34 protein-coding genes are annotated in these 25,060 nt (G+C 58.9%); 1 reads left to right on the top strand and 33 read right to left on the bottom strand.

The window, feature by feature from the left end; all coding sequences use genetic code 11:
- Nucleotides 1–3: 3 nt before the first annotated feature.
- Complete coding sequence (locus tag PSOLE_RS04485) at nucleotides 4–1,398, bottom strand: MFS transporter (RefSeq protein WP_074858059.1); 1,395 nt, start codon at nucleotides 1,396–1,398, stop codon at nucleotides 4–6.
- A 292-nt stretch (nucleotides 1,399–1,690) separates the two neighbouring features.
- Between PSOLE_RS04485 and uvrA the strand changes: the two genes are divergently transcribed.
- On the top strand, nucleotides 1,691–4,525 hold the full coding sequence (gene uvrA / locus PSOLE_RS04490; RefSeq protein WP_074858057.1) for an excinuclease ABC subunit UvrA: 2,835 nt from the start codon (nucleotides 1,691–1,693) through the stop codon (nucleotides 4,523–4,525).
- A 238-nt stretch (nucleotides 4,526–4,763) separates the two neighbouring features.
- Here the strand turns inward: uvrA and bfr are convergent, their stop codons facing one another.
- The 32 genes from bfr to fusA all read right to left on the bottom strand — a co-directional run bounded on the left by bfr (nucleotide 4,764) and on the right by fusA (nucleotide 25,038).
- A complete protein-coding gene (gene bfr, locus PSOLE_RS04495; RefSeq protein ID WP_074858054.1) occupies nucleotides 4,764–5,228 on the bottom strand; it encodes a bacterioferritin in 465 nt (154 codons plus the stop codon).
- 120 nt (nucleotides 5,229–5,348) lie between these two features.
- A complete protein-coding gene (gene katG / locus PSOLE_RS04500) occupies nucleotides 5,349–7,472 on the bottom strand; it encodes a catalase/peroxidase HPI (RefSeq protein WP_074858052.1) in 2,124 nt (707 codons plus the stop codon).
- A 289-nt stretch (nucleotides 7,473–7,761) separates the two neighbouring features.
- The gene (gene rplQ / locus PSOLE_RS04505) at nucleotides 7,762–8,148 is read right to left on the bottom strand and encodes a 50S ribosomal protein L17 (RefSeq protein WP_003243945.1); all 387 of its coding nucleotides are present in this window, start codon (nucleotides 8,146–8,148) and stop codon (nucleotides 7,762–7,764) included.
- A 44-nt stretch (nucleotides 8,149–8,192) separates the two neighbouring features.
- Nucleotides 8,193–9,194 carry a DNA-directed RNA polymerase subunit alpha gene (locus PSOLE_RS04510; RefSeq protein ID WP_003463273.1) on the bottom strand — a complete coding sequence of 334 codons (1,002 nt, stop codon included), beginning with the start codon at nucleotides 9,192–9,194 and terminating at the stop codon, nucleotides 8,193–8,195.
- 22 nt (nucleotides 9,195–9,216) lie between these two features.
- On the bottom strand, nucleotides 9,217–9,837 hold the full coding sequence (gene rpsD, locus PSOLE_RS04515) for a 30S ribosomal protein S4 (RefSeq protein WP_024309654.1): 621 nt from the start codon (nucleotides 9,835–9,837) through the stop codon (nucleotides 9,217–9,219).
- 17 nt (nucleotides 9,838–9,854) lie between these two features.
- Nucleotides 9,855–10,244, bottom strand: coding sequence for a 30S ribosomal protein S11 (gene rpsK / locus PSOLE_RS04520; RefSeq protein ID WP_003243933.1), 390 nt, complete (start codon nucleotides 10,242–10,244; stop codon nucleotides 9,855–9,857).
- 30 nt (nucleotides 10,245–10,274) lie between these two features.
- Complete coding sequence (gene rpsM, locus PSOLE_RS04525) at nucleotides 10,275–10,631, bottom strand: 30S ribosomal protein S13 (protein WP_003463275.1); 357 nt, start codon at nucleotides 10,629–10,631, stop codon at nucleotides 10,275–10,277.
- Nucleotides 10,632–10,764: 133 nt separating this feature from the next.
- Nucleotides 10,765–10,881: a 50S ribosomal protein L36 gene (gene rpmJ, locus PSOLE_RS04530; RefSeq protein ID WP_002555468.1), complete on the bottom strand. Its 117-nt coding sequence runs from the start codon at nucleotides 10,879–10,881 to the stop codon at nucleotides 10,765–10,767.
- Between the two features lie 28 nt (nucleotides 10,882–10,909).
- Nucleotides 10,910–12,238 carry a preprotein translocase subunit SecY gene (gene secY / locus PSOLE_RS04535; protein ID WP_017675609.1) on the bottom strand — a complete coding sequence of 443 codons (1,329 nt, stop codon included), beginning with the start codon at nucleotides 12,236–12,238 and terminating at the stop codon, nucleotides 10,910–10,912.
- The gene (gene rplO, locus PSOLE_RS04540; RefSeq protein WP_017675610.1) at nucleotides 12,239–12,670 is read right to left on the bottom strand and encodes a 50S ribosomal protein L15; all 432 of its coding nucleotides are present in this window, start codon (nucleotides 12,668–12,670) and stop codon (nucleotides 12,239–12,241) included.
- A gap of 2 nt (nucleotides 12,671–12,672) precedes the next feature.
- Entirely contained in the window at nucleotides 12,673–12,852 is a 180-nt protein-coding gene (gene rpmD / locus PSOLE_RS04545; protein ID WP_003243922.1) for a 50S ribosomal protein L30, read from the bottom strand.
- A 2-nt stretch (nucleotides 12,853–12,854) separates the two neighbouring features.
- Complete coding sequence (gene rpsE, locus PSOLE_RS04550) at nucleotides 12,855–13,355, bottom strand: 30S ribosomal protein S5 (RefSeq protein ID WP_017675611.1); 501 nt, start codon at nucleotides 13,353–13,355, stop codon at nucleotides 12,855–12,857.
- A gap of 3 nt (nucleotides 13,356–13,358) precedes the next feature.
- The gene (gene rplR / locus PSOLE_RS04555; RefSeq protein WP_017675612.1) at nucleotides 13,359–13,709 is read right to left on the bottom strand and encodes a 50S ribosomal protein L18; all 351 of its coding nucleotides are present in this window, start codon (nucleotides 13,707–13,709) and stop codon (nucleotides 13,359–13,361) included.
- An 11-nt stretch (nucleotides 13,710–13,720) separates the two neighbouring features.
- Complete coding sequence (rplF, locus tag PSOLE_RS04560; protein WP_017675613.1) at nucleotides 13,721–14,254, bottom strand: 50S ribosomal protein L6; 534 nt, start codon at nucleotides 14,252–14,254, stop codon at nucleotides 13,721–13,723.
- A gap of 13 nt (nucleotides 14,255–14,267) precedes the next feature.
- A complete protein-coding gene (gene rpsH / locus PSOLE_RS04565; RefSeq protein ID WP_003243915.1) occupies nucleotides 14,268–14,660 on the bottom strand; it encodes a 30S ribosomal protein S8 in 393 nt (130 codons plus the stop codon).
- A gap of 192 nt (nucleotides 14,661–14,852) precedes the next feature.
- Nucleotides 14,853–15,158: a 30S ribosomal protein S14 gene (gene rpsN / locus PSOLE_RS04570; RefSeq protein WP_003463288.1), complete on the bottom strand. Its 306-nt coding sequence runs from the start codon at nucleotides 15,156–15,158 to the stop codon at nucleotides 14,853–14,855.
- Nucleotides 15,159–15,172: 14 nt separating this feature from the next.
- Complete coding sequence (gene rplE / locus PSOLE_RS04575; RefSeq protein ID WP_003243911.1) at nucleotides 15,173–15,712, bottom strand: 50S ribosomal protein L5; 540 nt, start codon at nucleotides 15,710–15,712, stop codon at nucleotides 15,173–15,175.
- A 19-nt stretch (nucleotides 15,713–15,731) separates the two neighbouring features.
- Nucleotides 15,732–16,046, bottom strand: a complete 315-nt coding sequence (gene rplX / locus PSOLE_RS04580; protein WP_003463290.1) for a 50S ribosomal protein L24 — start codon at nucleotides 16,044–16,046, stop codon at nucleotides 15,732–15,734.
- An 11-nt stretch (nucleotides 16,047–16,057) separates the two neighbouring features.
- The gene (gene rplN, locus PSOLE_RS04585) at nucleotides 16,058–16,426 is read right to left on the bottom strand and encodes a 50S ribosomal protein L14 (protein WP_003243907.1); all 369 of its coding nucleotides are present in this window, start codon (nucleotides 16,424–16,426) and stop codon (nucleotides 16,058–16,060) included.
- Nucleotides 16,427–16,449: 23 nt separating this feature from the next.
- Nucleotides 16,450–16,716, bottom strand: coding sequence for a 30S ribosomal protein S17 (gene rpsQ, locus PSOLE_RS04590; RefSeq protein ID WP_003463297.1), 267 nt, complete (start codon nucleotides 16,714–16,716; stop codon nucleotides 16,450–16,452).
- A gap of 2 nt (nucleotides 16,717–16,718) precedes the next feature.
- Nucleotides 16,719–16,910, bottom strand: coding sequence for a 50S ribosomal protein L29 (gene rpmC, locus PSOLE_RS04595; RefSeq protein WP_003463299.1), 192 nt, complete (start codon nucleotides 16,908–16,910; stop codon nucleotides 16,719–16,721).
- Nucleotides 16,910–17,323 carry a 50S ribosomal protein L16 gene (gene rplP / locus PSOLE_RS04600; RefSeq protein ID WP_003243901.1) on the bottom strand — a complete coding sequence of 138 codons (414 nt, stop codon included), beginning with the start codon at nucleotides 17,321–17,323 and terminating at the stop codon, nucleotides 16,910–16,912. Before rplP ends, rpmC begins: the two co-directional genes overlap by 1 nt.
- 12 nt (nucleotides 17,324–17,335) lie before the next feature.
- Nucleotides 17,336–18,022 (bottom strand): 30S ribosomal protein S3, encoded by a 687-nt coding sequence (gene rpsC / locus PSOLE_RS04605; protein WP_003243898.1) that lies wholly within the window; start codon nucleotides 18,020–18,022, stop codon nucleotides 17,336–17,338.
- 13 nt (nucleotides 18,023–18,035) lie between these two features.
- Complete coding sequence (gene rplV, locus PSOLE_RS04610; RefSeq protein ID WP_003103908.1) at nucleotides 18,036–18,368, bottom strand: 50S ribosomal protein L22; 333 nt, start codon at nucleotides 18,366–18,368, stop codon at nucleotides 18,036–18,038.
- An 11-nt stretch (nucleotides 18,369–18,379) separates the two neighbouring features.
- Nucleotides 18,380–18,655, bottom strand: a complete 276-nt coding sequence (gene rpsS / locus PSOLE_RS04615) for a 30S ribosomal protein S19 (RefSeq protein ID WP_003463302.1) — start codon at nucleotides 18,653–18,655, stop codon at nucleotides 18,380–18,382.
- 16 nt (nucleotides 18,656–18,671) lie between these two features.
- Nucleotides 18,672–19,496 carry a 50S ribosomal protein L2 gene (gene rplB / locus PSOLE_RS04620; protein ID WP_003463304.1) on the bottom strand — a complete coding sequence of 275 codons (825 nt, stop codon included), beginning with the start codon at nucleotides 19,494–19,496 and terminating at the stop codon, nucleotides 18,672–18,674.
- Between the two features lie 14 nt (nucleotides 19,497–19,510).
- On the bottom strand, nucleotides 19,511–19,810 hold the full coding sequence (gene rplW / locus PSOLE_RS04625; protein WP_003463306.1) for a 50S ribosomal protein L23: 300 nt from the start codon (nucleotides 19,808–19,810) through the stop codon (nucleotides 19,511–19,513).
- Nucleotides 19,807–20,409, bottom strand: coding sequence for a 50S ribosomal protein L4 (gene rplD, locus PSOLE_RS04630; protein WP_003463308.1), 603 nt, complete (start codon nucleotides 20,407–20,409; stop codon nucleotides 19,807–19,809). Before rplD ends, rplW begins: the two co-directional genes overlap by 4 nt.
- A gap of 14 nt (nucleotides 20,410–20,423) precedes the next feature.
- Nucleotides 20,424–21,053 (bottom strand): 50S ribosomal protein L3, encoded by a 630-nt coding sequence (gene rplC, locus PSOLE_RS04635; protein ID WP_003463310.1) that lies wholly within the window; start codon nucleotides 21,051–21,053, stop codon nucleotides 20,424–20,426.
- An 83-nt stretch (nucleotides 21,054–21,136) separates the two neighbouring features.
- Nucleotides 21,137–21,448, bottom strand: a complete 312-nt coding sequence (gene rpsJ, locus PSOLE_RS04640) for a 30S ribosomal protein S10 (protein ID WP_003463313.1) — start codon at nucleotides 21,446–21,448, stop codon at nucleotides 21,137–21,139.
- Nucleotides 21,449–21,678: 230 nt separating this feature from the next.
- Entirely contained in the window at nucleotides 21,679–22,872 is a 1,194-nt protein-coding gene (gene tuf / locus PSOLE_RS04645) for an elongation factor Tu (RefSeq protein ID WP_088339293.1), read from the bottom strand.
- 30 nt (nucleotides 22,873–22,902) lie between these two features.
- Nucleotides 22,903–25,038 carry an elongation factor G gene (fusA, locus tag PSOLE_RS04650; RefSeq protein WP_003463317.1) on the bottom strand — a complete coding sequence of 712 codons (2,136 nt, stop codon included), beginning with the start codon at nucleotides 25,036–25,038 and terminating at the stop codon, nucleotides 22,903–22,905.
- Nucleotides 25,039–25,060 lie beyond the last annotated feature (22 nt).

The raw sequence follows: 25,060 nt of genomic DNA on the forward strand, positions 1-25,060 counted from the left end.
CTCCTAGACTCGGCACGCCGCCGGTGCCGATATGATCAGGCTTTCCAGCGTCGTGCGATCCACTTGTTGGGTATCGACTTTGATATAGATGGCCGCTTCGTCGACCACCACCACGGCGTCCGCCACTCCCGGCGTTGCCTTGAGGCGTTCGACCAGTCCGACATCGGCCAGTGCCGCGGCATCGAGCGGTAGGCGCAAACTGGTCACGTACGGCGGTTCGCGCATAGTAACAGCAATAGCCAACCAAATTGCACAGAGCACGGCGCAGCCGATGAACACACCGCCCAGGCCTACGTGCTGGTACAGCCAGCCACCGAGAATGCCGCCCAGGGCTGCGCCGAGGAACTGGCTGGTGGAATAGACGCCCATCGCAGTGCCCTTGCCGCCTGCCGGCGCCACCTTGCTGACCAGCGACGGCAGCGAGGCTTCGAGCAGATTGAAGGCGGTGAAGAACACCACGATACCCACTACCAGCGCCCGCAGGCTGCTGCCGAAGAAGGCGAAGTAGAGCTCGCAGGCCAGCAACACGCTGACGGCACCGAGCAGCACGCGCTTCATCTGGCGTTTTTTCTCGCCATAGATGATGAACGGCACCATGCCGAAGAAACCGATCAACAGCGCGGTGAGATACACCCACCAGTGCTCTTCCTTGACCAACCCGCCCTGCTCCACCAGCGCCAGCGGCAAGGCGACGAAACTGGCCATGAGCACCGCATGCAGGGCCAGGATGGCGAAGTCCAGACGCAGCAGGTCGCCATGTTTGAGGGTCGGCCACAGCGCCTGTGCCGCCACGCCGGATTCGCGATGCTGCAGCGGGCCGGCGTCTTTCGGCACGATGCCGGCGACGATCAGGATGCCAAGCAACGCCATCGCCGCCGTCGCCCAGAACAGCCCGGACAGGCCAAACGCACGAGTCAGCAGCGGGCCGACCACCATGGCTACGGCGAACGACAGACCGATGCTCATGCCAATCATGGCCATAGCCTTGGTGCGGTGCTGCTCGCGAGTCAGATCCGACAACAACGCCATCACCGCCGCAGAGATCGCTCCAGCCCCCTGCAGCACACGCCCGACGATCACGCCCCAGATCGAATCGGCATTGGCCGCCAGCACGCTGCCTGCAGCAAAAATCAGCAAGCCAGCGTAGATCACCGGGCGTCGGCCGATACGGTCACTGAGCATGCCGAAGGGTATTTGCAGCACAGCCTGGGTCAAACCATAGGCACCGATGGCCAGGCCGATCAGCGCGGGAGTACTGCCCGCCAGATCCATGCCGTAGGTGGCCAACACCGGCAGCACCATGAACATACCCAGCATACGAAACGCGAACACCATAGCCAGGCCGCCGGCCGCGCGGGTCTCGCTACTACTCATGCGCTCGCTGTGCGGATCGTGCATCGAATGAACCCTGAGGAAATCAGGCGGCGATTCTAGCAGCCGCCGTCGTTTCGGCACAGGCGCACACTTTGCCGCAGGGCAGCAGCAAGCCCTATACTCGACCGTTTTCCGCCCGCCCAGCGAGGCCGTTGTAGGGAGCCTGTAAAAGCGTTAGCGAGGCAGCTAGCGCAAGGCGAAAGTAGGCGAAGAATGCACTGGGCCCGCATGCGGGTTTACGAGCTGTAAATGAGCATTCTGAGCCGGCTTTCAACGCAGCGCTTGCAACGCAGATAGCTTTTTTGAGGTTCCCTAAGTGGACAAGATTCTGATTCGTGGGGCTCGCACCCACAACCTGAAGAACATCGACCTGACCCTGCCGCGTGACAAGCTGATCGTGATCACCGGTCTGTCCGGTTCCGGCAAATCTTCCCTGGCCTTCGACACGCTGTACGCCGAAGGCCAGCGCCGTTACGTCGAGTCGCTGTCGGCTTACGCCCGGCAGTTCCTGTCGATGATGGAAAAGCCCGATGTCGACACCATCGAAGGCTTGTCACCGGCAATTTCCATCGAACAGAAATCCACCTCGCACAACCCGCGCTCGACCGTCGGCACCATCACCGAAATCTACGATTACCTGCGCCTGCTGTATGCCCGCGCCGGTATTCCGCGCTGCCCGGACCATGACGTGCCGCTCGAGGCGCAAACCGTCAGCCAGATGGTCGACCAGGTGCTGGCGCTGCCGGAAGGCCGCAAGCTGATGCTGCTGGCGCCGGTGGTCCGCGAGCGTAAGGGCGAACATCTGTCGGTGTTCGAGGAGCTACGCGCCCAGGGCTTCGTCCGCGCACGGGTCAACGGCAAGCTGCATGAGCTGGACGAGCTGCCCAAGCTGGACAAGCAGAAGAAGCACTCCATCGACGTGGTGGTGGACCGCTTCAAGGTCCGTGAAGACCTGCAGCAACGGCTGGCCGAGTCTTTCGAGACCGCCCTCGGCCTGGCCGACGGCATCGCCCTGATTGCTCCCATGGATGATGAGCCGGGCGAAGAGATCATCTTCTCCGCGCGCTTCGCCTGCCCGCACTGCGGCCACTCGATCAGCGAGCTGGAACCCAAGCTGTTCTCCTTCAACAACCCGGCCGGCGCCTGCCCGACCTGCGATGGCCTGGGCGTTAAGCAGTTCTTCGACGCCAAGCGCCTGGTCAATGGCGAGCTGACCCTGGCCGAAGGCGCCATACGCGGCTGGGACCGGCGCAACGTCTACTACTTCCAGATGCTCGGTTCGCTGGCCGCACACTATGGTTTCAGCCTGGAAGAGCCCTTCGACGACCTGGCCGCCGAACACCAGAAAGTCATTCTGTTCGGCAGCGCTACGCAGAGCGTCGACTTCAAGTACCTCAACGATCGCGGCGACATCGTCAAACGCTCGCATCCCTTCGAGGGCATCATCCCCAACCTCGAGCGCCGCTACCGCGAGACCGAGTCGGCCAGCGTGCGCGAGGAGCTGGCCAAGTTCCTCAGCACCCAGCCCTGCCCCGATTGCCGTGGCACGCGCCTGCGCCGCGAGGCGCGACATGTCTGGGTCGGCGAGAAGACCCTGCCGGCGGTCACCGGCCTGCCGGTCGGTGACGCCTGCGATTACGTCGCCAACCTGCACCTGACCGGACGGCGCGGCGAGATCGCCGAGAAAATTCTCAAGGAAATCCGCGAGCGCCTGCAGTTCCTGGTCAACGTCGGCCTCGATTATCTGACCCTGGATCGCAGCGCCGACACCCTCTCCGGCGGCGAAGCGCAGCGCATCCGCCTGGCCAGCCAGATCGGCGCCGGCCTGGTGGGCGTGATGTACATTCTCGACGAGCCGTCCATCGGCCTGCACCAGCGCGACAACGAGCGCCTGCTCGGCACCCTCAACCACCTGCGCAACCTGGGCAATACGGTGATCGTCGTCGAACACGACGAGGACGCCATCCGCATGGCCGATTACGTGGTCGATATCGGCCCAGGCGCTGGTGTGCATGGCGGCCGCATCGTCGCCGAAGGCACGCCGGACGAGGTGATGAATCACCCCGACTCGCTGACCGGCAAGTACCTGTCCGGCCGCGAGAAGATCCGCTATCCGGCGCAGCGCACGCCGCGCGACAAGAAGAAACTGCTCAAGCTCAAAGGCGCACGCGGCAACAACCTGCGCAATGTCGACCTGGAAATTCCGGTGGGCCTGCTCACCTGCGTCACCGGCGTGTCCGGCTCGGGCAAGTCGACGCTGATCAACAACACCCTGTTCCCGCTGACCGCCACCGCGCTGAACGGTGCCACCACTCTTGAGGCTGCGCCGCACGATTCCTTCGACGGCCTGCAACACCTGGACAAGGTGGTCGACATCGACCAGAGCCCGATTGGCCGGACGCCGCGTTCCAACCCGGCGACCTACACCGGCCTGTTCACACCGATCCGCGAGCTGTTCGCCGGTGTGCCGGAATCGCGCTCGCGCGGTTATGGCCCGGGCCGTTTCAGCTTCAACGTCAAGGGCGGGCGCTGCGAGGCCTGCCAGGGCGACGGCGTGATCAAGGTAGAGATGCACTTCCTGCCGGACATCTACGTGCCCTGCGACGTGTGCAAGGGCAAGCGCTACAACCGCGAAACCCTGGAAGTGAAGTACAAGGGCAAGAGCATCACCGAGGTGCTGGACATGACCATCGAGGAAGCCCGCGCCTTCTTCGACGCCGTGCCGGCCATCGCGCGCAAGCTGCAGACGCTGATGGACGTCGGCCTGTCCTATATCAAGCTGGGGCAGAGCGCGACCACCCTGTCCGGCGGCGAGGCGCAGCGGGTCAAGCTGAGTCGCGAGCTGAGCAAGCGCGACACCGGCAAGACCCTGTACATCCTCGACGAGCCGACCACCGGCCTGCACTTCGCCGACATCCAGCAACTGCTCGACGTGCTGCACCGTCTGCGCGACCACGGCAACACCGTGGTGGTGATCGAGCACAACCTGGACGTGATCAAGACCGCCGACTGGCTGGTCGATCTCGGCCCCGAGGGCGGCTCCAAGGGTGGGATGATCATCGCCACCGGCACACCGGAAGAGGTAGCCGCCAACCCGGCCTCACATACCGGGCACTTCCTCAAGCCGCTGCTGGAACGCGACCGCGCCTGAAACGAAAGAGCCCCGCACATGCGGGTAATGCTGTTCACTTAAGGTTGCACACGTTTGGCTCCCCTCTCCCATTTATGGGAGAGGGGCTGGGGGAGAGGGCAGAAAACACCGCAAAACTGCCAGTTTCCCCCTCTCCCTAACCCTCTCCCCAGAGGGGCGAGGGGACTGATCGAGCTCAACCGTTTCTTAAGTGAACAGCATTACCGCACATGCGGGGCTCTTACTTTGACAAGTCAGCTTACATCTGGCTTTGCAGGTACTTCTCCAGCCCCAGCTTGTCGATTAGCTGCAACTGAATCTCCAGCCAATAGGCGTGGTCTTCCTCGGTATCCTTGAGCTGTGCCAGGAGGATGTCGCGAGTCTGGTAATCCTGATGCTTCTCGCACAGTTCGATACCCTTGCTCAGGGCCGCGCGCACTTCGTACTCCAGCGCCAGATCCAGCTTCAGCGCCTCAGGCACGGTCTGCCCGAAGGAGAAGGCGTTGGGCACCATATCCGGCACACCCTCGAGGAAGATGATGCGCTTGAGCAGCGCGTCGGCGTGCTGGGTTTCCTCTTCCATCTCGTGGTTGATGCGCTCGTAGAGCTTGCTGAAACCCCAGTCCTCATACAGCCGCGAATGGATGAAATACTGGTCACGAGCGGCCAGCTCACCTTTGAGCAGATGCTTGAGATAGTCGACGACTTCGGTATGGCCTTTCATGCCGGGCATTCCTTGTAGCATTCATGAACAAGTGGCAATGCTCCGCCTGACGCGGGGTTCGGTCAAGCAAAAGCACAACGCCTCCGCGAGGGAGGCGTTGCGTTACCGCTCAGTGAAGCGTCAGGCCAGATCGAAACGATCCAGGTTCATCACCTTGGTCCAGGCCGCGACGAAGTCCTTGATGAACTTCTGCTGGCCGCCGTCCTGGGCATACACCTCGGCATAGGCGCGCAGCACCGAGTTGGAACCGAACACCAGGTCGGCACGGCTGGCCGTGTACTTCTTCGCCCCGGTCTTGCGCTCCAGCACATCGAAGCCCTCGCCACTGGGTTTCCACTCCAGGTCCATGCTCAGCACATTGACGAAGAAGTCATTGCTCAGCACGCCCACCTTGTCGGTGAACACACCCCGCAGGCTGCCATCCCAGTTGGCGCCCAGCACACGCAGGCCACCGAGCAGCGCGGTCATCTCCGGCGCGGTCAACGTCAGCTGCTGAGCCTTGTCGATCAGCAGCACCTCGTCGCCGATATCGATACCATCGGCCTTCCAGTTACGGAAGCCATCGGCCGGGCCACGCAGGTATTCAACGCTGTGCACGTCGGTCTGCTCCTGCGAGGCATCGACGCGACCAGCGGCGAACGGCACCTCGATCGACGTACCGGCAGCACTAGCGGCCTGCTCGACGCCGAGATTACCGGCCAGGACGATCAGGTCGGCCAGAGACAGGCGAGTCGAAGCCTGGATGCCCTCGATCTTGGCCAGCGCGGCAACCGCGATCTTGTTCACCGCCCAGCCGCGCTGCGGTTGCAGCGCCAGGCGCGCACCGTTGGCACCGCCGCGCTTGTCGCCACCCCGGAAGGTGGCCGCCGAGGCCCAAGCCAGGGAAACCAGTTCGGATACGCTCAGGCCCAGCGCCGCGATCTTCGCTTTGGCATCGGCAATGTCGGCAGCAGACGGCAGCGGGCCGGCTGGCGGCAGCGGGTCTTGCCAGATCAGGTCTTCCTTCGGCACTTCCGGGCCGAGGTAGCGAGCCTTTGGCCCCATGTCGCGGTGGGTCAGCTTGAACCAGGCGCGGGCGAAGGCTTCGCTGAACGCCTGCGGGTCGTTGAGGAAACGCCGCGAGATTTTCTCGAAGGCCGGATCGAAACGCAGGGTCAGGTCGGTGGTGAGCATGGTCGGCTTGTGCTTGACCGCCGGATCGAAAGGATCAGGGATGATCTCCGGGGCATCCTTGGCCACCCACTGGATCGCGCCGGCCGGCGACCTGACTTGCTCCCATTCGTACTGGAACAGGTTCTCAAAGAAGTAGTTGCTCCACTGGGTCGGCGTTTGCGTCCAGGTGACTTCGATCCCCGAGGTAATGGCGTCCTTACCCTTGCCACTGCCATAGCCGCTGAACCAGCCCAGGCCCTGCTGCTCGATGGGAGCGGCTTCCGGGTCGGGGCCGATCTTGTCGCCCGGCACCGCGCCGTGCGTCTTGCCCAGGGTGTGGCCACCGGCGATCAAGGCGACGATTTCCTCGTCGTCCATCGCCATGTTGCCGAAGGTGGCACGGATGAACGGCGCCGCCGACAGCGGATCACCACTGGCTTCCGGGCCTTCCGGGTTGACGTAGATCAGGCCCATTTCGGTGGCCGCCAGCGGGCTGTCTTTCAGCGCCTCGCTACGACGGTGCTTGAGCCATTCCTTTTCCGTGCCCCAGTTGACGTCGTTATCCGGCTCCCAGGTGTCCGCGCGCCCGGCAGCGAAGCCGAAGGTACGGAAACCCGAAGACTCCAGGGCAACGTTGCCGGCCAGCATGAACAGGTCGGCCCAGCTGATCTTCTGTCCATACTTCTGCTTCACCGGCCACAGCAGGCGACGAGCCTTGTCCAGGTTGGCGTTGTCCGGCCAGGCGCCCAGCGGCGCAAAACGCTGCTGACCACGACCCGCACCACCCCGGCCATCAACCAGACGGTACGTGCCGGCGCCATGCCAGGCCATGCGGATGAATAGACCGACGTAGCTGCCCCAGTCGGCCGGCCACCACTCCTGCGAATCGGTGAGTACCTTGCGGATATCACCCTTGAGGGCGGAATAGTCGATCTTCTTAAATTCTTCGGCGTAGTTGAATGTCTCGCCCAGCGGGTTGGAGCGCTCGGAATGCTGGTTCAGCAGATCCACACGCAACTGATTCGGCCACCAATCCAGATTGGTCGTCCCCTGGCCTGCGACATGATACGGGCATTTACCTGTGTTCGACATGCTTCTCTCCTTCTCCTCATCGTGTCGGTTCCAACGGCTGTGGCCCGACAATGAAAGAAGAATAGTCCTGCACTTACGAAAGAACCAATATATGAAACACAACGACAAGATAGTCATTTTCTTTCGATAGACGCCCGGACGCGTCCAAACCGAGCACCACCGCAACAGGAGAAAAGCCAGGATTTTTCCGCCGCAAAAACAAACGCCCCAACACTGTTGGGGCGTTTGTCGTTGCCTTGGCCTGAACTGGCTGCTTGACGCAGGCCGGCTCGGCGTAGGGAACAGAGACTTACTCGGCAGCTTCTACCGAACCGCCGACCGGACGGTCGACCAGTTCAACATAAGCCATCGGAGCGTTGTCGCCAGCGCGGAAACCGCACTTGAGGATGCGCAGGTAGCCGCCGTTACGGGTGGCGTAGCGCTTGCCCAGATCGTTGAACAGTTTGCCAACGATGGCTTTCGAACGGGTACGGTCGAAGGCCAGACGACGATTGGCAACGCTGTCTTCCTTGGCCAGGGTGATCAGCGGCTCGGCAACGCGACGCAGTTCCTTGGCTTTCGGCAGGGTAGTTTTGATCAGCTCGTGCTCGAACAGCGAAACCGCCATGTTCTGGAACATGGCCTTGCGGTGAGCGCTGGTGCGGCTGAGGTGACGGCCACTTTTACGATGACGCATGGTTCAATTCCTTACCAAACTTGTTCGTTCGGTGATGATGACGATCAGGCAGTGGCCTTATCGTCTTTCTTCAGACTTGCCGGCGGCCAGTTGTCGAGGCGCATACCGAGGGACAGACCGCGAGAAGCCAGAACATCCTTGATTTCGGTCAGGGATTTCTTGCCCAGGTTCGGGGTTTTGAGCAGCTCTACTTCGGTGCGCTGAATCAGGTCACCGATGTAGTAGATGTTCTCTGCCTTGAGGCAGTTGGCCGAACGTACGGTCAGTTCCAGGTCATCGACAGGACGCAGCAGGATCGGATCGATCTCGTCTTCCTGCTCGACCACCACTGGCTCACTGTCACCTTTGAGGTCGACGAACGCGGCCAGCTGCTGCTGCAGGATGGTCGCGGCACGACGGATAGCCTCTTCAGGGTCCAGAGTACCGTTGGTTTCCAGGTCAATAACCAGTTTGTCCAGGTTGGTGCGCTGCTCGACACGGGCGTTTTCCACCACGTAAGCAACCCGACGCACAGGGCTGAACGAAGCATCCAGCTGCAAGCGACCAATGCTGCGGCTTTCATCTTCGTCGCTCTGACGCGCGTCAGCCGGCTCATAGCCGCGACCACGAGCCACTGTGAGCTTCATGTTCAGCGCGCCATTGGAAGCCAGGTTGGCGATTACGTGGTCGCCATTGACGATTTCAACATCGTGATCCAGCTGAATATCGGCAGCGGTAACTACGCCCGGGCCCTTCTTAGCCAGAGTCAGGGTCACTTCGTCACGGCCGTGCAGCTTGATAGCCAGACCTTTCAGGTTGAGCAGGATCTCGATGACATCTTCCTGCACACCTTCGATCGCGGAGTACTCGTGGAGTACCCCGTCGATCTCGGCCTCGACTACTGCACAGCCAGGCATGGAGGACAACAGGATGCGACGCAGCGCGTTGCCCAGGGTATGGCCAAAACCACGCTCGAGAGGCTCGAGAGTGATCTTGGCGCGGGTCGGACTGACCTCCTGCACATCAATGTGACGGGGGGTCAGGAACTCATTTACCGAAATCTGCATGGATGCACCTATTTTCTAGCCCTTACTTGGAGTAGAGCTCGACAATCAGGCTCTCGTTGATGTCAGCGGACAGATCGCTACGAGCCGGTACGTTCTTGAACACACCAGACTTCTTCTCAGCGTCTACTTCTACCCACTCAACACGGCCGCGCTGGGCGCAGAGCTCAAGAGCCTGAGCGATGCGCAGCTGGTTCTTCGATTTCTCGCGAACAGCAACGACGTCGCCAGCTTTAACCTGGTAGGACGGTACGTTTACGGTCTGACCGTTGACGCTGATTGCTTTGTGCGAAACCAGCTGACGGGATTCGGCACGGGTAGCACCAAAGCCCATACGGTAAACCACGTTATCCAGACGGCACTCCAGCAGTTGCAGCAGGTTTTCGCCGGTGGCGCCCTTCTGGCTGGCAGCTTGCTTGTAGTAACCGCTGAACTGACGCTCCAGAACGCCGTAGATACGACGGACTTTTTGCTTTTCACGCAGCTGGGTGCCGTAGTCGGACTGGCGACCGCGACGCTGACCGTGAATACCGGGAGCTGCTTCGATGTTGCACTTAGATTCAAGCGCGCGAACACCACTCTTCAGGAAGAGATCGGTGCCTTCACGGCGAGACAGTTTGCACTTGGGACCAATGTAACGAGCCATTTCTCACTGTCTCCTGATTACACGCGACGCTTCTTCGGCGGACGGCACCCGTTGTGCGGGATTGGCGTCACGTCGGTGATGCTGGCGATTTTGTAGCCGCAGGCGTTCAGAGCACGCACGGCGGATTCGCGACCTGGGCCTGGACCTTTGACGTTGACGTCGAGGTTCTTCAGACCGTATTCCAGTGCAGCCTGACCAGCGCGCTCGGCGGCGATCTGGGCAGCAAACGGAGTGGACTTACGCGAGCCGCGGAAACCCGAACCACCGGAGGTAGCCCAGGACAGGGCGTTACCCTGACGGTCGGTAATGGTCACGATAGTGTTGTTGAAAGACGCGTGGATGTGGGCGATGCCATCAACCACCGTCTTTTTGACTTTTTTACGAGTACGAGCAGCAGGTTTTGCCATGACTAAATTCCTGTCGATTCGCGAATGCGATTACTTGCGGATCGGCTTACGCGGGCCCTTACGGGTGCGAGCGTTGGTCTTGGTACGCTGACCGCGAACCGGCAGACCTTTACGATGACGCAGGCCACGGTAGCAACCCAGATCCATCAAGCGCTTGATCTTCATATTCACTTCACGACGCAGGTCGCCTTCGGTATTCACCTTGGCTACTTCGCCACGCAGCTGTTCGATCTGCTCGTCAGTCAGATCCTTGATTTTCGCAGCCGGATTTACACCGGTAGCGGCACAGATTTTCTGTGCAGTGGTGCGACCAACACCAAAGATGTAGGTCAGCGAGATAACAGTGTGCTTGTTATCCGGAATGTTAACGCCTGCAATACGGGCCATTCAGTGGAACTCCAATTGACAGCTACCTACGCCCCGGAAGCCAAGAAATAGGGCGCGAGATATTAACGCTGTAATAACAAATAATCAACCCGGCAGCGCACTAGCTGCCGGGCTTATCACGCGTGGTTCACACTCAGCCTTGGCGCTGCTTGTGACGCGGCTCTGCGCTGCAGATCACCCGCACGACACCTTCGCGACGGATAATTTTGCAGTTACGGCACAGCTTTTTCACCGATGCACGAACTTTCATTACCAACTCCTCGAACCTTACGGGTGGATCAGCGGAGCATGCCGCTGCCATAGCCCTTCAGGTTGGCTTTCTTCATCAGGGAATCGTACTGGTGAGACACGAGGTGCGATTGCACTTGGGACATGAAGTCCATTACAACCACGACCACGATCAGCAACGAGGTCCCGCCAAGGTAGAACGGAACGTTGGCTGCAACCACCAGGAACTGGGGCAGCAGGCACACGGCCGTCATGTACAGAGCACCGAACATGGTCAAGCGGGTCAGAACGCCATCGATATAGCGTGCAGACTGCTCGCCCGGACGGATGCCCGGAATAAAGGCACCGGACTTCTTCAGGTTTTCCGCTACGTCTTTCGGGTTGAACATCAGCGCTGTGTAGAAGAAGCAGAAGAAAATGATCCCTGCACTAAACAGCAGAATGTTCAACGGCTGACCAGGAGCGATAGCCTGCGAAATGTCCTGCAGCCAGCCCAAACCCTCGGACTGACCAAACCAGGCACCCAGCGAGGCCGGGAACAGCAGAAGGCTGCTGGCGAAGATGGCCGGGATTACGCCCGCCATGTTCACCTTCAACGGCAGGTGGCTGGTCTGCGCAGCGAAGACCTTGCGGCCCTGCTGACGCTTGGCATAGTGCACCGCAATGCGACGCTGACCACGCTCAATGAACACCACGAAACCGATGATCGCTACTGCCAGCAGGCCGATGGCGATCAGAGCGAAGATGTTGATATCGCCCTGACGAGCAGACTCGAAAGACTGCCCGATTGCCGACGGCAGACCGGCCACGATGCCTGCAAAAATCAGCATCGAGATACCGTTGCCGACACCGCGCTCGGTGATCTGCTCGCCTAGCCACATCATGAACATCGCGCCCGCCACGAAAGTGGTGATCGCCACGAAGTGGAAGCCGAAATCGCCCGAGAACGCAACGCCCTGACTAGCCAGACCAACGGACATACCGATGGCCTGAACGAACGCCAGAACGAGAGTGCCGTAGCGGGTGTACTGGCTGATCTTGCGACGGCCAGCTTCACCTTCCTTCTTCAACTGTTCCAGCTGCGGGCTGACAGCGGTCATCAGTTGCATGATGATCGATGCCGAAATGTACGGCATGATCCCCAGTGCAAAGATGCTCATCCGCTCCAGCGCGCCGCCGGAAAACATGTTGAACAAGCTAAGAATGGTCCCCTCATTCTGCCGGAACAGATCCGCCAGTCGGTCTGGGTTGATGCCAGGAACCGGGATGTGCGCACCTATCCGGTAGACGATGATCGCCAGGAACAGGAAACGCAGACGAGCCCAGAGTTCGGACAACCCGCCACCTGCCAGCGCTGAGAGAGCACCTTGCTTAGCCATTTAGTCCTCGAACTTACCGCCAGCTGCCTCGATAGCCGCACGCGCACCCTTGGTGGCGGCGATACCTTTCAGGGTGACCGCACGGGTAACCTCACCGGACAGCATGACTTTCACACGCTGTACGTGATGGCCTACCAGATTGGCATCCTTCAGAGCCTGCAGAGTTACAACACCTTCTACCTTGTTCAGCTCGGAGGTACGCACTTCAGCGCGATCCATAGCCTTCAGGGAGACGAAGCCGAACTTCGGCAGACGGCGGTGCAGCGGCTGCTGACCACCCTCAAAGCCCGGAGCGATGGAACCACCGGAGCGGGAGGTTTGACCTTTGTGGCCACGGCCACCAGTCTTACCCAGACCGCTACCGATGCCACGGCCCGGACGGTGCTTCTCGCGACGGGCACCCGGCGCGGAACGCAGATCGTTCAGTTGCATGATTAACCCTCCACCTTCAACAGGTAGTAAGCCTTGTTGATCATGCCGCGGTTTTCCGGAGTATCCAGAACCTCTACGGTGTGACCGATGCGACGCAGGCCCAGGCCCTTGACGCAAGCTTTGTGATTGGCCAGACGGCCATTGGTGCTCTTGATCAGAGTCACTTTGACGGTATTAGCCATGGTTAGAGAATCTCCTCGACGCTCTTGCCACGCTTGGCTGCAACAGAACCCGGAGACTGCATGGTCTTCAGACCCTTGAAAGTGGCGTGAACCACGTTCACCGGGTTGGTCGAGCCGTAGCACTTGGCCAGAACGTTCTGCACACCAGCCACTTCCAGCACGGCACGCATGGCACCGCCGGCGATGATACCGGTACCTTCCGAAGCCGGCTGCATGAACACCTTGGAGGCGCCGTGAGCGGACTTGATCGGGTACTGCAGAGTGGTGCCGTTCAGATCAACTTGGATCATGTTGCGACGCGCAGCTTCCATAGCCTTCTGGATAGCAGCCGGAACTTCGCGGGACTTGCCACGGCCGAAACCGACGCGACCCTTGCCATCACCTACCACGGTCAGCGCGGTGAAAGTGAAGATACGGCCACCCTTTACGGTCTTGGCAACGCGGTTAACCTGAACCAGCTTCTCGATGTAGCCTTCGTCGCGCTTTTGGTCGTTATTTGCCATAACTTAGAACTCCAGCCCGCCTTCACGAGCAGCATCAGCCAGCGCCTTGACGCGGCCGTGGTACTTGAAGCCAGAACGGTCGAATGCCACCTGGGTCACACCAGCGGCTTTCGCACGCTCAGCAACCAGCGCACCAACTTTCTTGGCTGCGTCGACGTTGCCGGTGGCGCCATCACGCAGTGCTTTGTCCAAGGTAGAGGCGCTGGCCAGAACCTTGCTGCCGTCGGCCGAGATGACCTGGGCGTAGATGTGCTGCGAAGAGCGGTACACGCACAGACGCACGGCTTCGAGCTCGTGCATTTTCAGGCGTGCTTTGCGAGCGCGACGCAGACGAGTAACTTTTTTGTCGGTCATTTTTCAGCCCCTTACTTCTTCTTGGCTTCTTTACGACGGACAACTTCATCCGCGTAACGAACGCCTTTGCCCTTGTAGGGCTCAGGACGACGGAAGTCACGGATTTCCGCAGCCACCTGACCCACCAGTTGCTTGTCGATACCCTTGATCAGGATTTCGGTCTGGTTCGGGGTTTCAGCCACGACGCCTTCCGGCAGTTCGTAGTCGATCGGGTGGGAGAAGCCCAGTGCGAGGTTCAGCACCTGGCCTTTGGCTTGAGCTTTGTAGCCCACGCCGACCAGCTGCAGCTTACGCTCGAAGCCTTGGCTGACACCGATGACCATGTTGTTCACCAGAGCACGAGTAGTACCGGCCATAGCGCGGTTCTGCTGGTCGCCATTACGAGCGGCGAAACGCAGTTCGCTACCTTCCTGGATCACTTCCACGGACGAGTGAACGTTCAGTTCCAGAGCGCCCTTGGCACCCTTGACCGAGAGCTGCTGACCGGCGAGTTTGATCTCGACACCGGCAGGCAGCACAACGGGGTTCTTAGCAACGCGAGACATGCTTATCCCCCCCTTAGAACACGGTGCAGAGCACTTCGCCGCCGACACCGGCAGCGCGCGCAGCGCGATCCGTCATCACACCTTTATTGGTGGAGACGATGGAAACACCGAGACCGCCGCGAACCTTCGGCAGGTCATCGACGGATTTGTATTGACGAAGGCCAGGACGGCTCACGCGCTTGACTTCCTCGATGACCGGACGGCCTTCGAAGTACTTCAGCTCGATGGACAGTTGTGGCTTGGCTTCACCATTGACTTCATAACCCGCAATGTAACCTTCGTCTTTCAGAACTTTGGCTACGGCTACCTTCAGAGTGGAAGAAGGCATGCTTACGACGGACTTTTCAGCCATCTGGGCATTACGGATACGAGTTAGCATGTCCGCTAACGGGTCCTGCATACTCATGGGCTAGACGCTCCTGATACAAAAAGAACAGCCCGAGGGCTGTGGGATCATCCAAAAGCTCGGCATGGAAATACCAGGCTCAGGAGAGCCGGACATTCTAGAGACCGATCAAAAATGAATCAAGCCCCAAAAGGGGCTTGTTCAAATAAAGACAAAGCCGGCACTAGGCCGGCTTCGCTTTTTTTACTGCTATTACCAGCTGGCTTTCACCAGGCCCGGTACGTCACCGCGCATGGCGGCTTCGCGCAGCTTGTTACGCGACAGACCGAACTTGCGGTAAACGCCGTGCGGACGGCCGGTGATGCGGCAACGGTTACGCAGGCGCGAGGCGCTGGCGTCACGTGGTTGCTTCTGCAGAGCGACCTGAGCTTCCCAACGCGCTTCCGGACTGGTGTTCGGATTAGCGATGGTGGCTTTCAGCTCGGCACGCTTCTTGGCGTACTTGGCAACCGTTTGCTGACGCTTCAGCTCGCGGTTCTTCATGCTTGTCTTGGCCATTATCCAGACTCCGATCAGTTGCGGAACGGGAAGTTGAAAGCACGCAGCAGAGCGCGGCCTTCATCATCGTTACGGGCAGTGGTAGTCAGGGTGATGTCCAGACCACGCAGCGCATCGATTTTGTCGTAATCGATTTCCGGGAAGATGATCTGCTCTTTCACGCCCATGCTGTAGTTGCCACGACCATCGAAGGACTTGGCATTCAGGCCGCGGAAGTCACGCACGCGCGGCAGGGAGATGGATAGCAGACGATCCAGGAACTCGTACATACGCTCGCGACGCAGAGTGACCTTGACGCCAATCGGCCAACCTTCACGAACCTTGAAACCTGCGATCGACTTGCGGGCATGAGTCACAACGACTTTCTGACCGGTGATCTTCTCGAGGTCGGCAACGGCGTTCTCGATGACTTTCTTGTCACCGATGGCTTCGCCCAGGCCCATGTTCAGGGTGATCTTGGTGATGCGCGGAACTTCCATCACGTTCGCCAGCTTCAGTTCTTCCTTCAGCTTGGGCGCGATTTCCTTCCGGTAAATCTCTTTCAGTCGTGCCATGGTATTTACCTACGGATTCTCAAGCGCCAACCGGCTTCTGGGTGGACTTGAAGACACGAATTTTCTTGCCGTCTTCGACTTTGAAACCAACGCGGTCAGCCTTGTTGGTTTCGCTGTTGAAGATGGCAACGTTGGAAGCGTGCAGTGGCGCTTCTTTCTCGACGATACCGCCTTGAACGCCCGACATCGGGTTCGGCTTGGTATGACGCTTCACCAGGTTGATGCCACCGACGACCAGACGGTCGTCAGCGAGAACCTTGAGCACCTTACCGCGCTTACCTTTGTCTTTGCCGGCGATCACGATGATCTCGTCGTCACGACGAATCTTTTGCATGTCGGATCTCCTTAAAGCACTTCAGGGGCGAGCGAGACGATCTTCATGAACTTCTCGGAACGCAGTTCACGGGTCACTGGCCCGAAGATACGGGTACCGATCGGCTCCTGCTTGTTGTTCAGCAGAACAGCAGCGTTGCCGTCGAAGCGGATGATCGAACCGTCGGCACGACGAACGCCGTGACGGGTACGAACAACCACTGCGGTCATGACCTGACCTTTCTTCACTTTGCCGCGCGGAATTGCTTCCTTGACGGTGACCTTGATGATGTCGCCGATGCCGGCGTAGCGACGATGAGAGCCGCCCAGCACCTTGATGCACATAACGCGACGTGCACCACTGTTGTCAGCCACATCGAGCATGGATTGAGTCTGAATCATAAAATTTCTCCGACCCCTAGCCCTTAGACGTCAACTGCGCGTTCGACGACTTCAACCAGAGCCCAGGACTTGGTCTTGGACTGCGGACGGGTTTCGCAAATGGAAACCTTGTCGCCGATCTTGCACTGGTTGGTTTCGTCGTGAGCGTGCAGTTTGGTCGAACGCTTGACGTATTTACCGTAGATCGGGTGCTTAACGCGGCGCTCGATCAGAACGGTGATGGTCTTGTCCATCTTGTCGCTGACAACACGGCCGGTCAGCGTACGGACTGTTTTTTCGGCTTCAGCCATGATCACTTACCTGCCTGCTGGTTGAGCACAGTTTTCACACGAGCGATGTCGCGCTTAACTTGCGAGAGCAGGTGAGACTGCCCCAACTGGCCAGTTGCTTTCTGCATACGCAGATTGAACTGGTCGCGCAGCAGACCGAGCAGTTGCTCGTTCAGTTGCTGTGCGGTTTTTTCACGAAGTTCGGTCGCTTTCATCACATCACCGTCCGCTTAACAAAGGTGGTGGCGAGCGGCAGCTTTGCAGCAGCCAGGGCAAATGCCTCGCGCGCCAGCTCTTCGGATACGCCTTCGATCTCGTACAGGACCTTGCCTGGCTGGATCTGGGCTACCCAATATTCGACGCCACCCTTACCTTTACCCATCCGCACTTCGAGAGGCTTCTTGGTAACCGGCTTGTCCGGGAATACGCGAATCCAGATCTTGCCGCCACGTTTTACGTGACGAGTCAGAGCACGACGAGCGGACTCGATCTGACGGGCGGTGAGACGACCGCGGGCGACAGACTTCAGCGCGAACTCGCCGAAGCTGACCTTGCTACCGCGCTGAGCCAGACCACGGTTGTGGCCGGTCATCTGCTTGCGGAACTTCGTACGCTTTGGTTGCAACATGATGCGTACTCCTTATTTCTTAGCAGCTTTACGAGGAGCGGGCGCTTGCGGCTTCAGCTCTTCAGTGCGGCCACCAATGACCTCACCCTTGAAGATCCAAACCTTGACGCCGATCACACCGTAAGTGGTGTGCGCTTCGTAGGTGGCGTAATCGATATCGGCACGCAGGGTGTGCAGAGGCACACGACCTTCGCGATACCACTCGGTACGGGCAATTTCAGCGCCGCCAAGACGACCGCTCACCTGGATCTTGATGCCCTTGGCACCAATGCGCATGGCGTTCTGTACAGCGCGCTTCATGGCGCGACGGAACATAACGCGACGCTCCAGCTGCTGAGCTACGCTCTGCGCAACCAGCATACCGTCGAGCTCCGGCTTGCGGATCTCTTCGATGTTGATGTGCACCGGCACACCCATTTGCTTGGTCAGGTCCTGACGCAGCTTCTCAACATCTTCACCTTTCTTGCCGATCACGATGCCGGGACGAGCGGTGTGGATGGTGATGCGTGCGGTTTGAGCCGGACGAGCGATGTCGATACGGCTAACGGACGCGCTTTTTAGTTTGTCTTGCAGGTATGCACGAACCTTCAGGTCGGCGTTCAGGTAGTCGGCATAATTGCGACCATCTGCGTACCAGACCGAAGTGTGATCCTTGACGATTCCCAGGCGGATGCCAACGGGATGTACTTTCTGACCCATCTGATCGACTCCGTTACTTGTCCGCAACCTTGACAGTGATATGGCAAGACCGCTTGACGATGCGATCAGCACGGCCTTTGGCACGCGGCATGATGCGCTTAAGCGAACGCCCTTCGTTGACGAAAACGGTGCTGACCTTCAGGTCATCAACGTCTGCGCCTTCGTTGTGCTCGGCGTTGGCAACGGCCGACTCCAGCACTTTCTTCATGATCTCGGCGGCTTTCTTGCTGCTGAAAGCCAGCAGGTTGAGCGCTTCGCCCACCTTCTTCCCGCGGATCTGGTCGGCGACCAGGCGAGCTTTCTGGGCGGAGATGCGAGCGCCCGACAACTTAGCGGCTACTTCCATTTCCAAACCCCTTAACGCTTGCCTTTCTTGTCGGCAACGTGACCACGATAGGTACGCGTGCCGGCAAATTCGCCCAGTTTGTGGCCGACCATGTCTTCGTTCACGAGGACCGGGACATGTTGACGACCGTTATGCACAGCGATGGTCAGACCGACCATCTGCGGCAGGATCATGGAGCGACGCGACCAGGTCTTAACCGGTTTGCGCTCGCCCTTTTCCACCGCCGCTTCGACCTTCTTCAGTAGGTGAAGATCGATAAAAGGACCTTTTTTCAGAGAACGTGGCACTGTCGTATCCCTCTATTTACTTGCGACGACGGACGATCATGTTGTCGGTGCGCTTGTTAGCACGGGTTTTCGCGCCCTTGGTCGGGAAGCCCCATGGCGACACCGGATGACGACCACCGGAGGTACGACCCTCACCACCACCGTGCGGGTGATCAACCGGGTTCATGGCAACACCACGAACGGTCGGACGAACACCGCGCCAGCGCTTGGCACCGGCCTTACCCAGCGAACGCAGGCTGTGCTCGGAGTTCGAGACTTCGCCCAGGGTCGCACGGCACTCAGCCAGGACTTTGCGCATTTCGCCGGAGCGCAGACGCAGAGTCACATAGGCACCTTCACGAGCGACCAGCTGAGCGGAAGCGCCAGCGGAACGAGCGATCTGAGCACCTTTACCCGGCTTCAGCTCGATACCGTGAACGGTCGAACCTACCGGAATGTTGCGCAGCTGCAGGCTGTTGCCCGGCTTGATCGGAGCCATGATGCCCGCAATCAGCTGGTCGCCAGCAGAAACGTCCTTCGGAGCGATGATGTAGCGACGTTCGCCGTCAGCGTATTTCAGCAGAGCGATGTGAGCAGTACGGTTCGGATCATATTCCACGCGCTCGACGGTGGCAGGGATGCCATCCTTGTCGTTGCGACGGAAGTCGACCAGACGGTAATGCTGTTTATGACCACCACCGATATGACGGGTGGTAATACGGCCATTGTTGTTACGACCACCGGACTTCGACTTTTTCTCGAGCAGCGGAGCGTACGGAGCGCCTTTGTGCAGCTCCTGATTGACCACCTTGACCACAAAACGGCGGCCAGCGGAAGTCGGTTTGCATTTAACGATTGCCATGATGCACCCCTTCCTTACTCAGCACTGCTGGTGAAATCGAGTTCTTGGCCCGGCTGAAGGGAGATAACTGCCTTCTTCCAGTCGTTACGCTTGCCCAGACCGCGAGCGGTGCGCTTGCTCTTACCCAGAACGTTCTGAGTAGTAACGCGCTCAACCTTCACGCCGAACAGGCCTTCGACAGCCTTCTTGATTTCCAGCTTGGTCGCATCGGTAGCGACTTTGAAAACGAACTGACCTTGCTTGTCAGCCAGAACCGTGGCCTTCTCGGAGATGTGCGGGCCAAGCAGCACTTTGAATACGCGTTCCTGGTTCATCCCAGCAGCTCCTCGAATTTCTTCACGGCCGAAACGGTGACCAGCACCTTCTCGTACGCGATCAGGCTGACCGGATCGGAACCCTGAACGTCACGTACATCAACGTGCGGCAGGTTGCGGGCAGCCAGGTACAGGTTCTCATCGACAGCGTCGGATACGATCAGCACGTCGGTCAGGCCCAGGCCATTGAGTTTGGCCAGCAGAGTCTTGGTCTTCGGCGCATCAACGGCGAAGTCTTCGACTACGACCAGACGGTCGGTACGAACCAGCTCAGCAAGGATGGAGCGCAGAGCTGCGCGGTACATCTTCTTGTTCAGCTTTTGATCATGGTTACGGGTGGACGCTGCGAAGGTCACACCACCACCACGCCAAATCGGACCACGAGTGGTACCGGCACGAGCACGACCAGTACCCTTCTGACGCCATGGGCGCTTACCGCCACCGGAAACGTCGGCACGGGACTTCTGGCCTTTGGTACCTTGACGACCGCCAGCCATGTAGGCCACGACTGCTTGGTGAACCAGGGTCTCGTTGAACTCGCCACCGAAGGTCGCGTCGGACACTTCGATCGCCTGAGCGCCATTTACATTCAATTGCATCTCAGATTCTCCCCTTACGCCTTGACAGCCGGACGAACGATAACGTCGCCGCCAGTAGCGCCAGGAACGGCACCCTTGACCAGCAACAGATTACGCTCGACGTCTACGCGCACGACTTCCAGGGACTGCACGGTAACGCGCTCAGCACCCAGGTGACCGGACATCTTCTTGCCCTTGAATACGCGACCCGGGGTCTGGCACTGGCCAATGGAACCCGGAACACGGTGGGACACGGAGTTGCCGTGAGTATTGTCCTGGCCGCGGAAGTTCCAACGCTTGATGGTACCGGCGAAGCCTTTACCTTTGGACTGACCGGTGACATCGACCAGTTGACCAGCTTGGAAAATTTCAGCGTTGATCAGATCGCCAACCTGGTAGTCGCCTTCTTCAAGACGGAACTCCAGAACGGTACGACCTGCCGCGACGTTCGCCTTGGCGAAGTGGCCAGCTTGAGCTGCTGTGACACGCGAAGCACGACGCTCGCCAACAGTGACCTGCACTGCGCGATAGCCATCGGATTCTTCGGTTTTAAACTGGGTGACGCGATTCGGCTCGATCTCAATGACCGTAACCGGAATGGAGACACCTTCTTCGGTGAAAATACGGGTCATACCCGCTTTACGACCGACTACACCAATAGTCATGTTGTAAACCTCATGAGTGTACGGGGCTTTCACCCGCTATGGCCGCCCATTTCAGAGCGTTACACGACTAAAACCGCCAGGTTTTAGCCGAGGCTGATCTGCACTTCCACGCCTGCCGCAAGGTCGAGCTTCATCAGCGCATCAACGGTTTTATCCGTCGGCTGGACGATGTCCAGAACACGCTTATGAGTGCGGATTTCGTACTGATCGCGCGCGTCTTTGTTGACGTGCGGGGAGACCAGAACGGTATACCGCTCCTTACGAGTAGGCAGAGGAATCGGACCACGCACCTGAGCACCAGTACGTTTCGCGGTTTCCACGATTTCCTGGGTAGATTGATCGATCAGGCGATGGTCAAAAGCCTTCAACCGAATACGGATTTGTTGGTTTTGCATTTTGACCTCAGATTCCAAGCTGCTAATCCCCACAGACGGACTACGCCCGTTCAAGGGAGGCGCAATTGTACGGATGCCCCCTGGGGGTGTCAACTTTTAACCAGTTCAAAAAATCACCGGGAGTGATTTTTGACGTCGCCCCGCGACGGCCCGAAGGGTCGCCCGCCAGGGATGGCGGAGACAAAAGAAAAGGGCCCCGAAGGGCCCTTTTCCATACCGCGGATCGTTGATTACTCGACGATCTTGGCAACCACGCCGGCACCAACGGTACGACCGCCTTCGCGAATTGCGAAGCGCAGGCCGTCTTCCATGGCGATCGGCTTGATCAGGGTGACAACCATCTTGATGTTGTCGCCCGGCATTACCATCTCAACGCCTTCCGGCAGTTCGCACGAACCGGTCACGTCAGTGGTACGGAAGTAGAACTGCGGACGGTAGCCCTTGAAGAACGGGGTGTGACGACCACCTTCTTCCTTGGACAGTACGTACACTTCTGCTTCGAACTTGGTGTGCGGCTTGATGGTGCCCGGCTTGGCCAGAACCTGACCACGCTCGACCTCATCACGCTTGGTGCCGCGCAGCAGCACGCCGCAGTTCTCACCAGCACGACCTTCGTCCAGCAACTTGCGGAACATCTCAACGCCGGTGCAGGTGGTTTTGGTGGTCGGACGCAGACCAACGATTTCGATTTCTTCCTGAACCTTGACGATACCGCGCTCAACACGACCGGTCACTACAGTACCGCGGCCGGAGATCGAGAATACGTCTTCGATCGGCATCAGGAACGGCTTGTCGATGGCACGAACCGGCTCCGGAATGTAGGTATCCAGAGTCTCGACCAGCTTCTTGACAGCGGTAGTGCCCAGCTCGTTGGTGTCTTCGCCGTTCAGAGCCATCAGCGCGGAGCCGATGATGATCGGAGTGTCGTCACCCGGGAAATCGTAGGTGCTCAGCAGGTCGCGAACTTCCATCTCGACCAGTTCCAGCAGCTCAGCGTCGTCAACCATGTCAGCCTTGTTCAGGAAGACAACGATGTACGGTACGCCAACCTGACGGGACAGCAGGATGTGCTCACGGGTTTGCGGCATGGGGCCGTCGGCAGCCGAGCAGACCAGGATCGCGCCGTCCATCTGGGCAGCACCGGTGATCATGTTCTTCACGTAGTCGGCGTGGCCCGGGCAGTCAACGTGCGCGTAGTGACGAATGTTGGAGTCGTACTCTACGTGCGCGGTGTTGATGGTGATACCACGAGCTTTTTCTTCCGGAGCGCTGTCGATCTTGTCGAAGTCAACCTTGGCCGAACCGAAAACTTCGGAGCAGACACGGGTCAGAGCAGCGGTCAGAGTGGTTTTACCGTGGTCAACGTGACCGATGGTGCCAACGTTGACGTGCGGTTTGTTACGTTCGAATTTTTCCTTAGCCACGACAGTAAACCTCTTACTTAAAGGGCGGGATTAGCCTTGTTTTTTAACCAGTGCTTCGACGATGTTCGACGGAGCTTCTGCGTACTTGGAGAATTCCATGGAGTAGCTGGCGCGACCCTGGGACATGGAACGAACGTCGGTAGCGTAACCAAACATCTCGCCCAGCGGAACTTCGGCACGGATTACCTTACCGGATACCGAATCTTCCATACCCTGGATCAGACCACGACGACGGTTCAGGTCACCCATCACGTCACCCATGTAGTCCTCAGGAGTTACCACTTCTACTTTCATGATCGGCTCGAGCACCTTACCGCCACCCTTCTGGGCCAGCTGCTTGGTTGCCATGGAGGCAGCGATCTTGAACGCCATCTCGTTGGAGTCGACGTCGTGGTAGGAACCATCAAACACGGTAGCCTTCAGGCCGATCAGCGGATAGCCGGCAACAACGCCGTTCTTCATCTGCTCCTCGATACCCTTCTGGATAGCCGGGATGTATTCCTTCGGAACCACACCACCCACAACTTCGTTGGTAAACACCAGACCTTCGGTGATGTTGCCCTTGTCGTCCACGTCCGGAGCCGAGAAGCGAATCCAGCAGTGACCGAACTGACCGCGACCACCGGACTGACGAACGAACTTGCCTTCGATCTCGACATTGTCCTTGGTGATGGTTTCGCGGTAGGAAACCTGCGGCTTACCGATGTTGGCTTCGACGTTGAATTCACGCTTCATGCGGTCAACGAGGATGTCCAGGTGCAGCTCACCCATACCAGAGATGATGGTCTGACCGGTTTCTTCGTCAGTCTTGACGCGGAACGATGGGTCTTCCTGAGCCAGACGGCCCAGCGCGATACCCATCTTCTCCTGGTCGGCCTTGGTCTTCGGCTCGACAGCAACCGAGATAACCGGCTCCGGGAAGTCCATACGCTCGAGGATGATCTGCTTCTCGATGTCGCACAGGGTGTCACCCGTGGTCACATCCTTCATGCCGATCAGAGCAGCGATGTCGCCTGCGCGCACTTCCTTGATCTCTTCACGCTGGTTGGCGTGCATCTGCACCATACGACCAACGCGCTCCTTCTTACCCTTGACCGAGTTGATCACGGAGTCGCCGGAAGCGAGAACACCGGAATAAACACGGGTAAAGGTCAGAGTACCAACGAAGGGGTCGGTAGCGATCTTGAACGCCAGCGCCGCGAACGGAGCATCGTCAGAAGCCGGACGCTCATCTTTCGGCGCATCGTCGCCCTGCTCCACGTGATCAGGATGGATACCCTGAATCGCCGGGATGTCGGTCGGAGCCGGCAGGAAGTCGATAACAGCATCGAGAACCAGAGGCACGCCCTTGTTCTTGAAGGAAGAACCCAGTACAGCCGGAACGATTTCACAGGCGATGGTGCGCTGACGCAGACCGGCCTTGATCTCTTCCAGGGAGAGGTCGCCCTCTTCCAGGTACTTGTTCATCAGCTCTTCATTGGCCTCAGCCGCAGCTTCAACCAGATTCGAACGATACTCAGCAGCCTGATCTTGCAGCTCAGCAGGAATCTCTTCCTCACGGAAGGTCATACCCTTGTCGTCTTCGTTCCAGTAGATAGCCTTCATGCGCAGCAGGTCAACCTGGCCCACGAAGTTCTCTTCCGCGCCGATTTGCAGCTGCAGCGGAACCGGAGTGTGACCCAGGCGCTTCTTGATCTGCTCGACAACGCGCAGGAAGTTGGCACCCTGACGGTCCATCTTGTTCACGTAGACGATACGCGGAACACCGTACTTGTTGGCTTGACGCCATACGGTTTCGGACTGCGGCTCAACGCCCGAGGTACCGCAGAACACAACGACAGCACCATCGAGCACGCGCAGCGAGCGCTCTACTTCAATGGTGAAGTCAACGTGACCGGGGGTATCGATAACGTTTACACGGTGATTCTTGTACTGCTTCTGCGAACCAGCCCAGAAGGCGGTTACCGCAGCGGAAGTGATGGTAATACCACGCTCCTGCTCCTGAACCATCCAGTCGGTGGTCGAAGCGCCGTCGTGAGTCTCACCCATCTTGTGGTTAACACCGGTATAGAACAGTACGCGCTCGGTGGTAGTGGTTTTACCCGCGTCCACGTGCGCACAGATGCCGATGTTACGGTAGAGATTGATCGGTGTAGTACGAGCCATATAGCCCTCGCGAAGTGAATGT

Origin of the sequence: Pseudomonas oleovorans subsp. oleovorans, from assembly GCF_002197815.1 — a bacterium.
Classification (GTDB): domain Bacteria; phylum Pseudomonadota; class Gammaproteobacteria; order Pseudomonadales; family Pseudomonadaceae; genus Aquipseudomonas; species Aquipseudomonas oleovorans.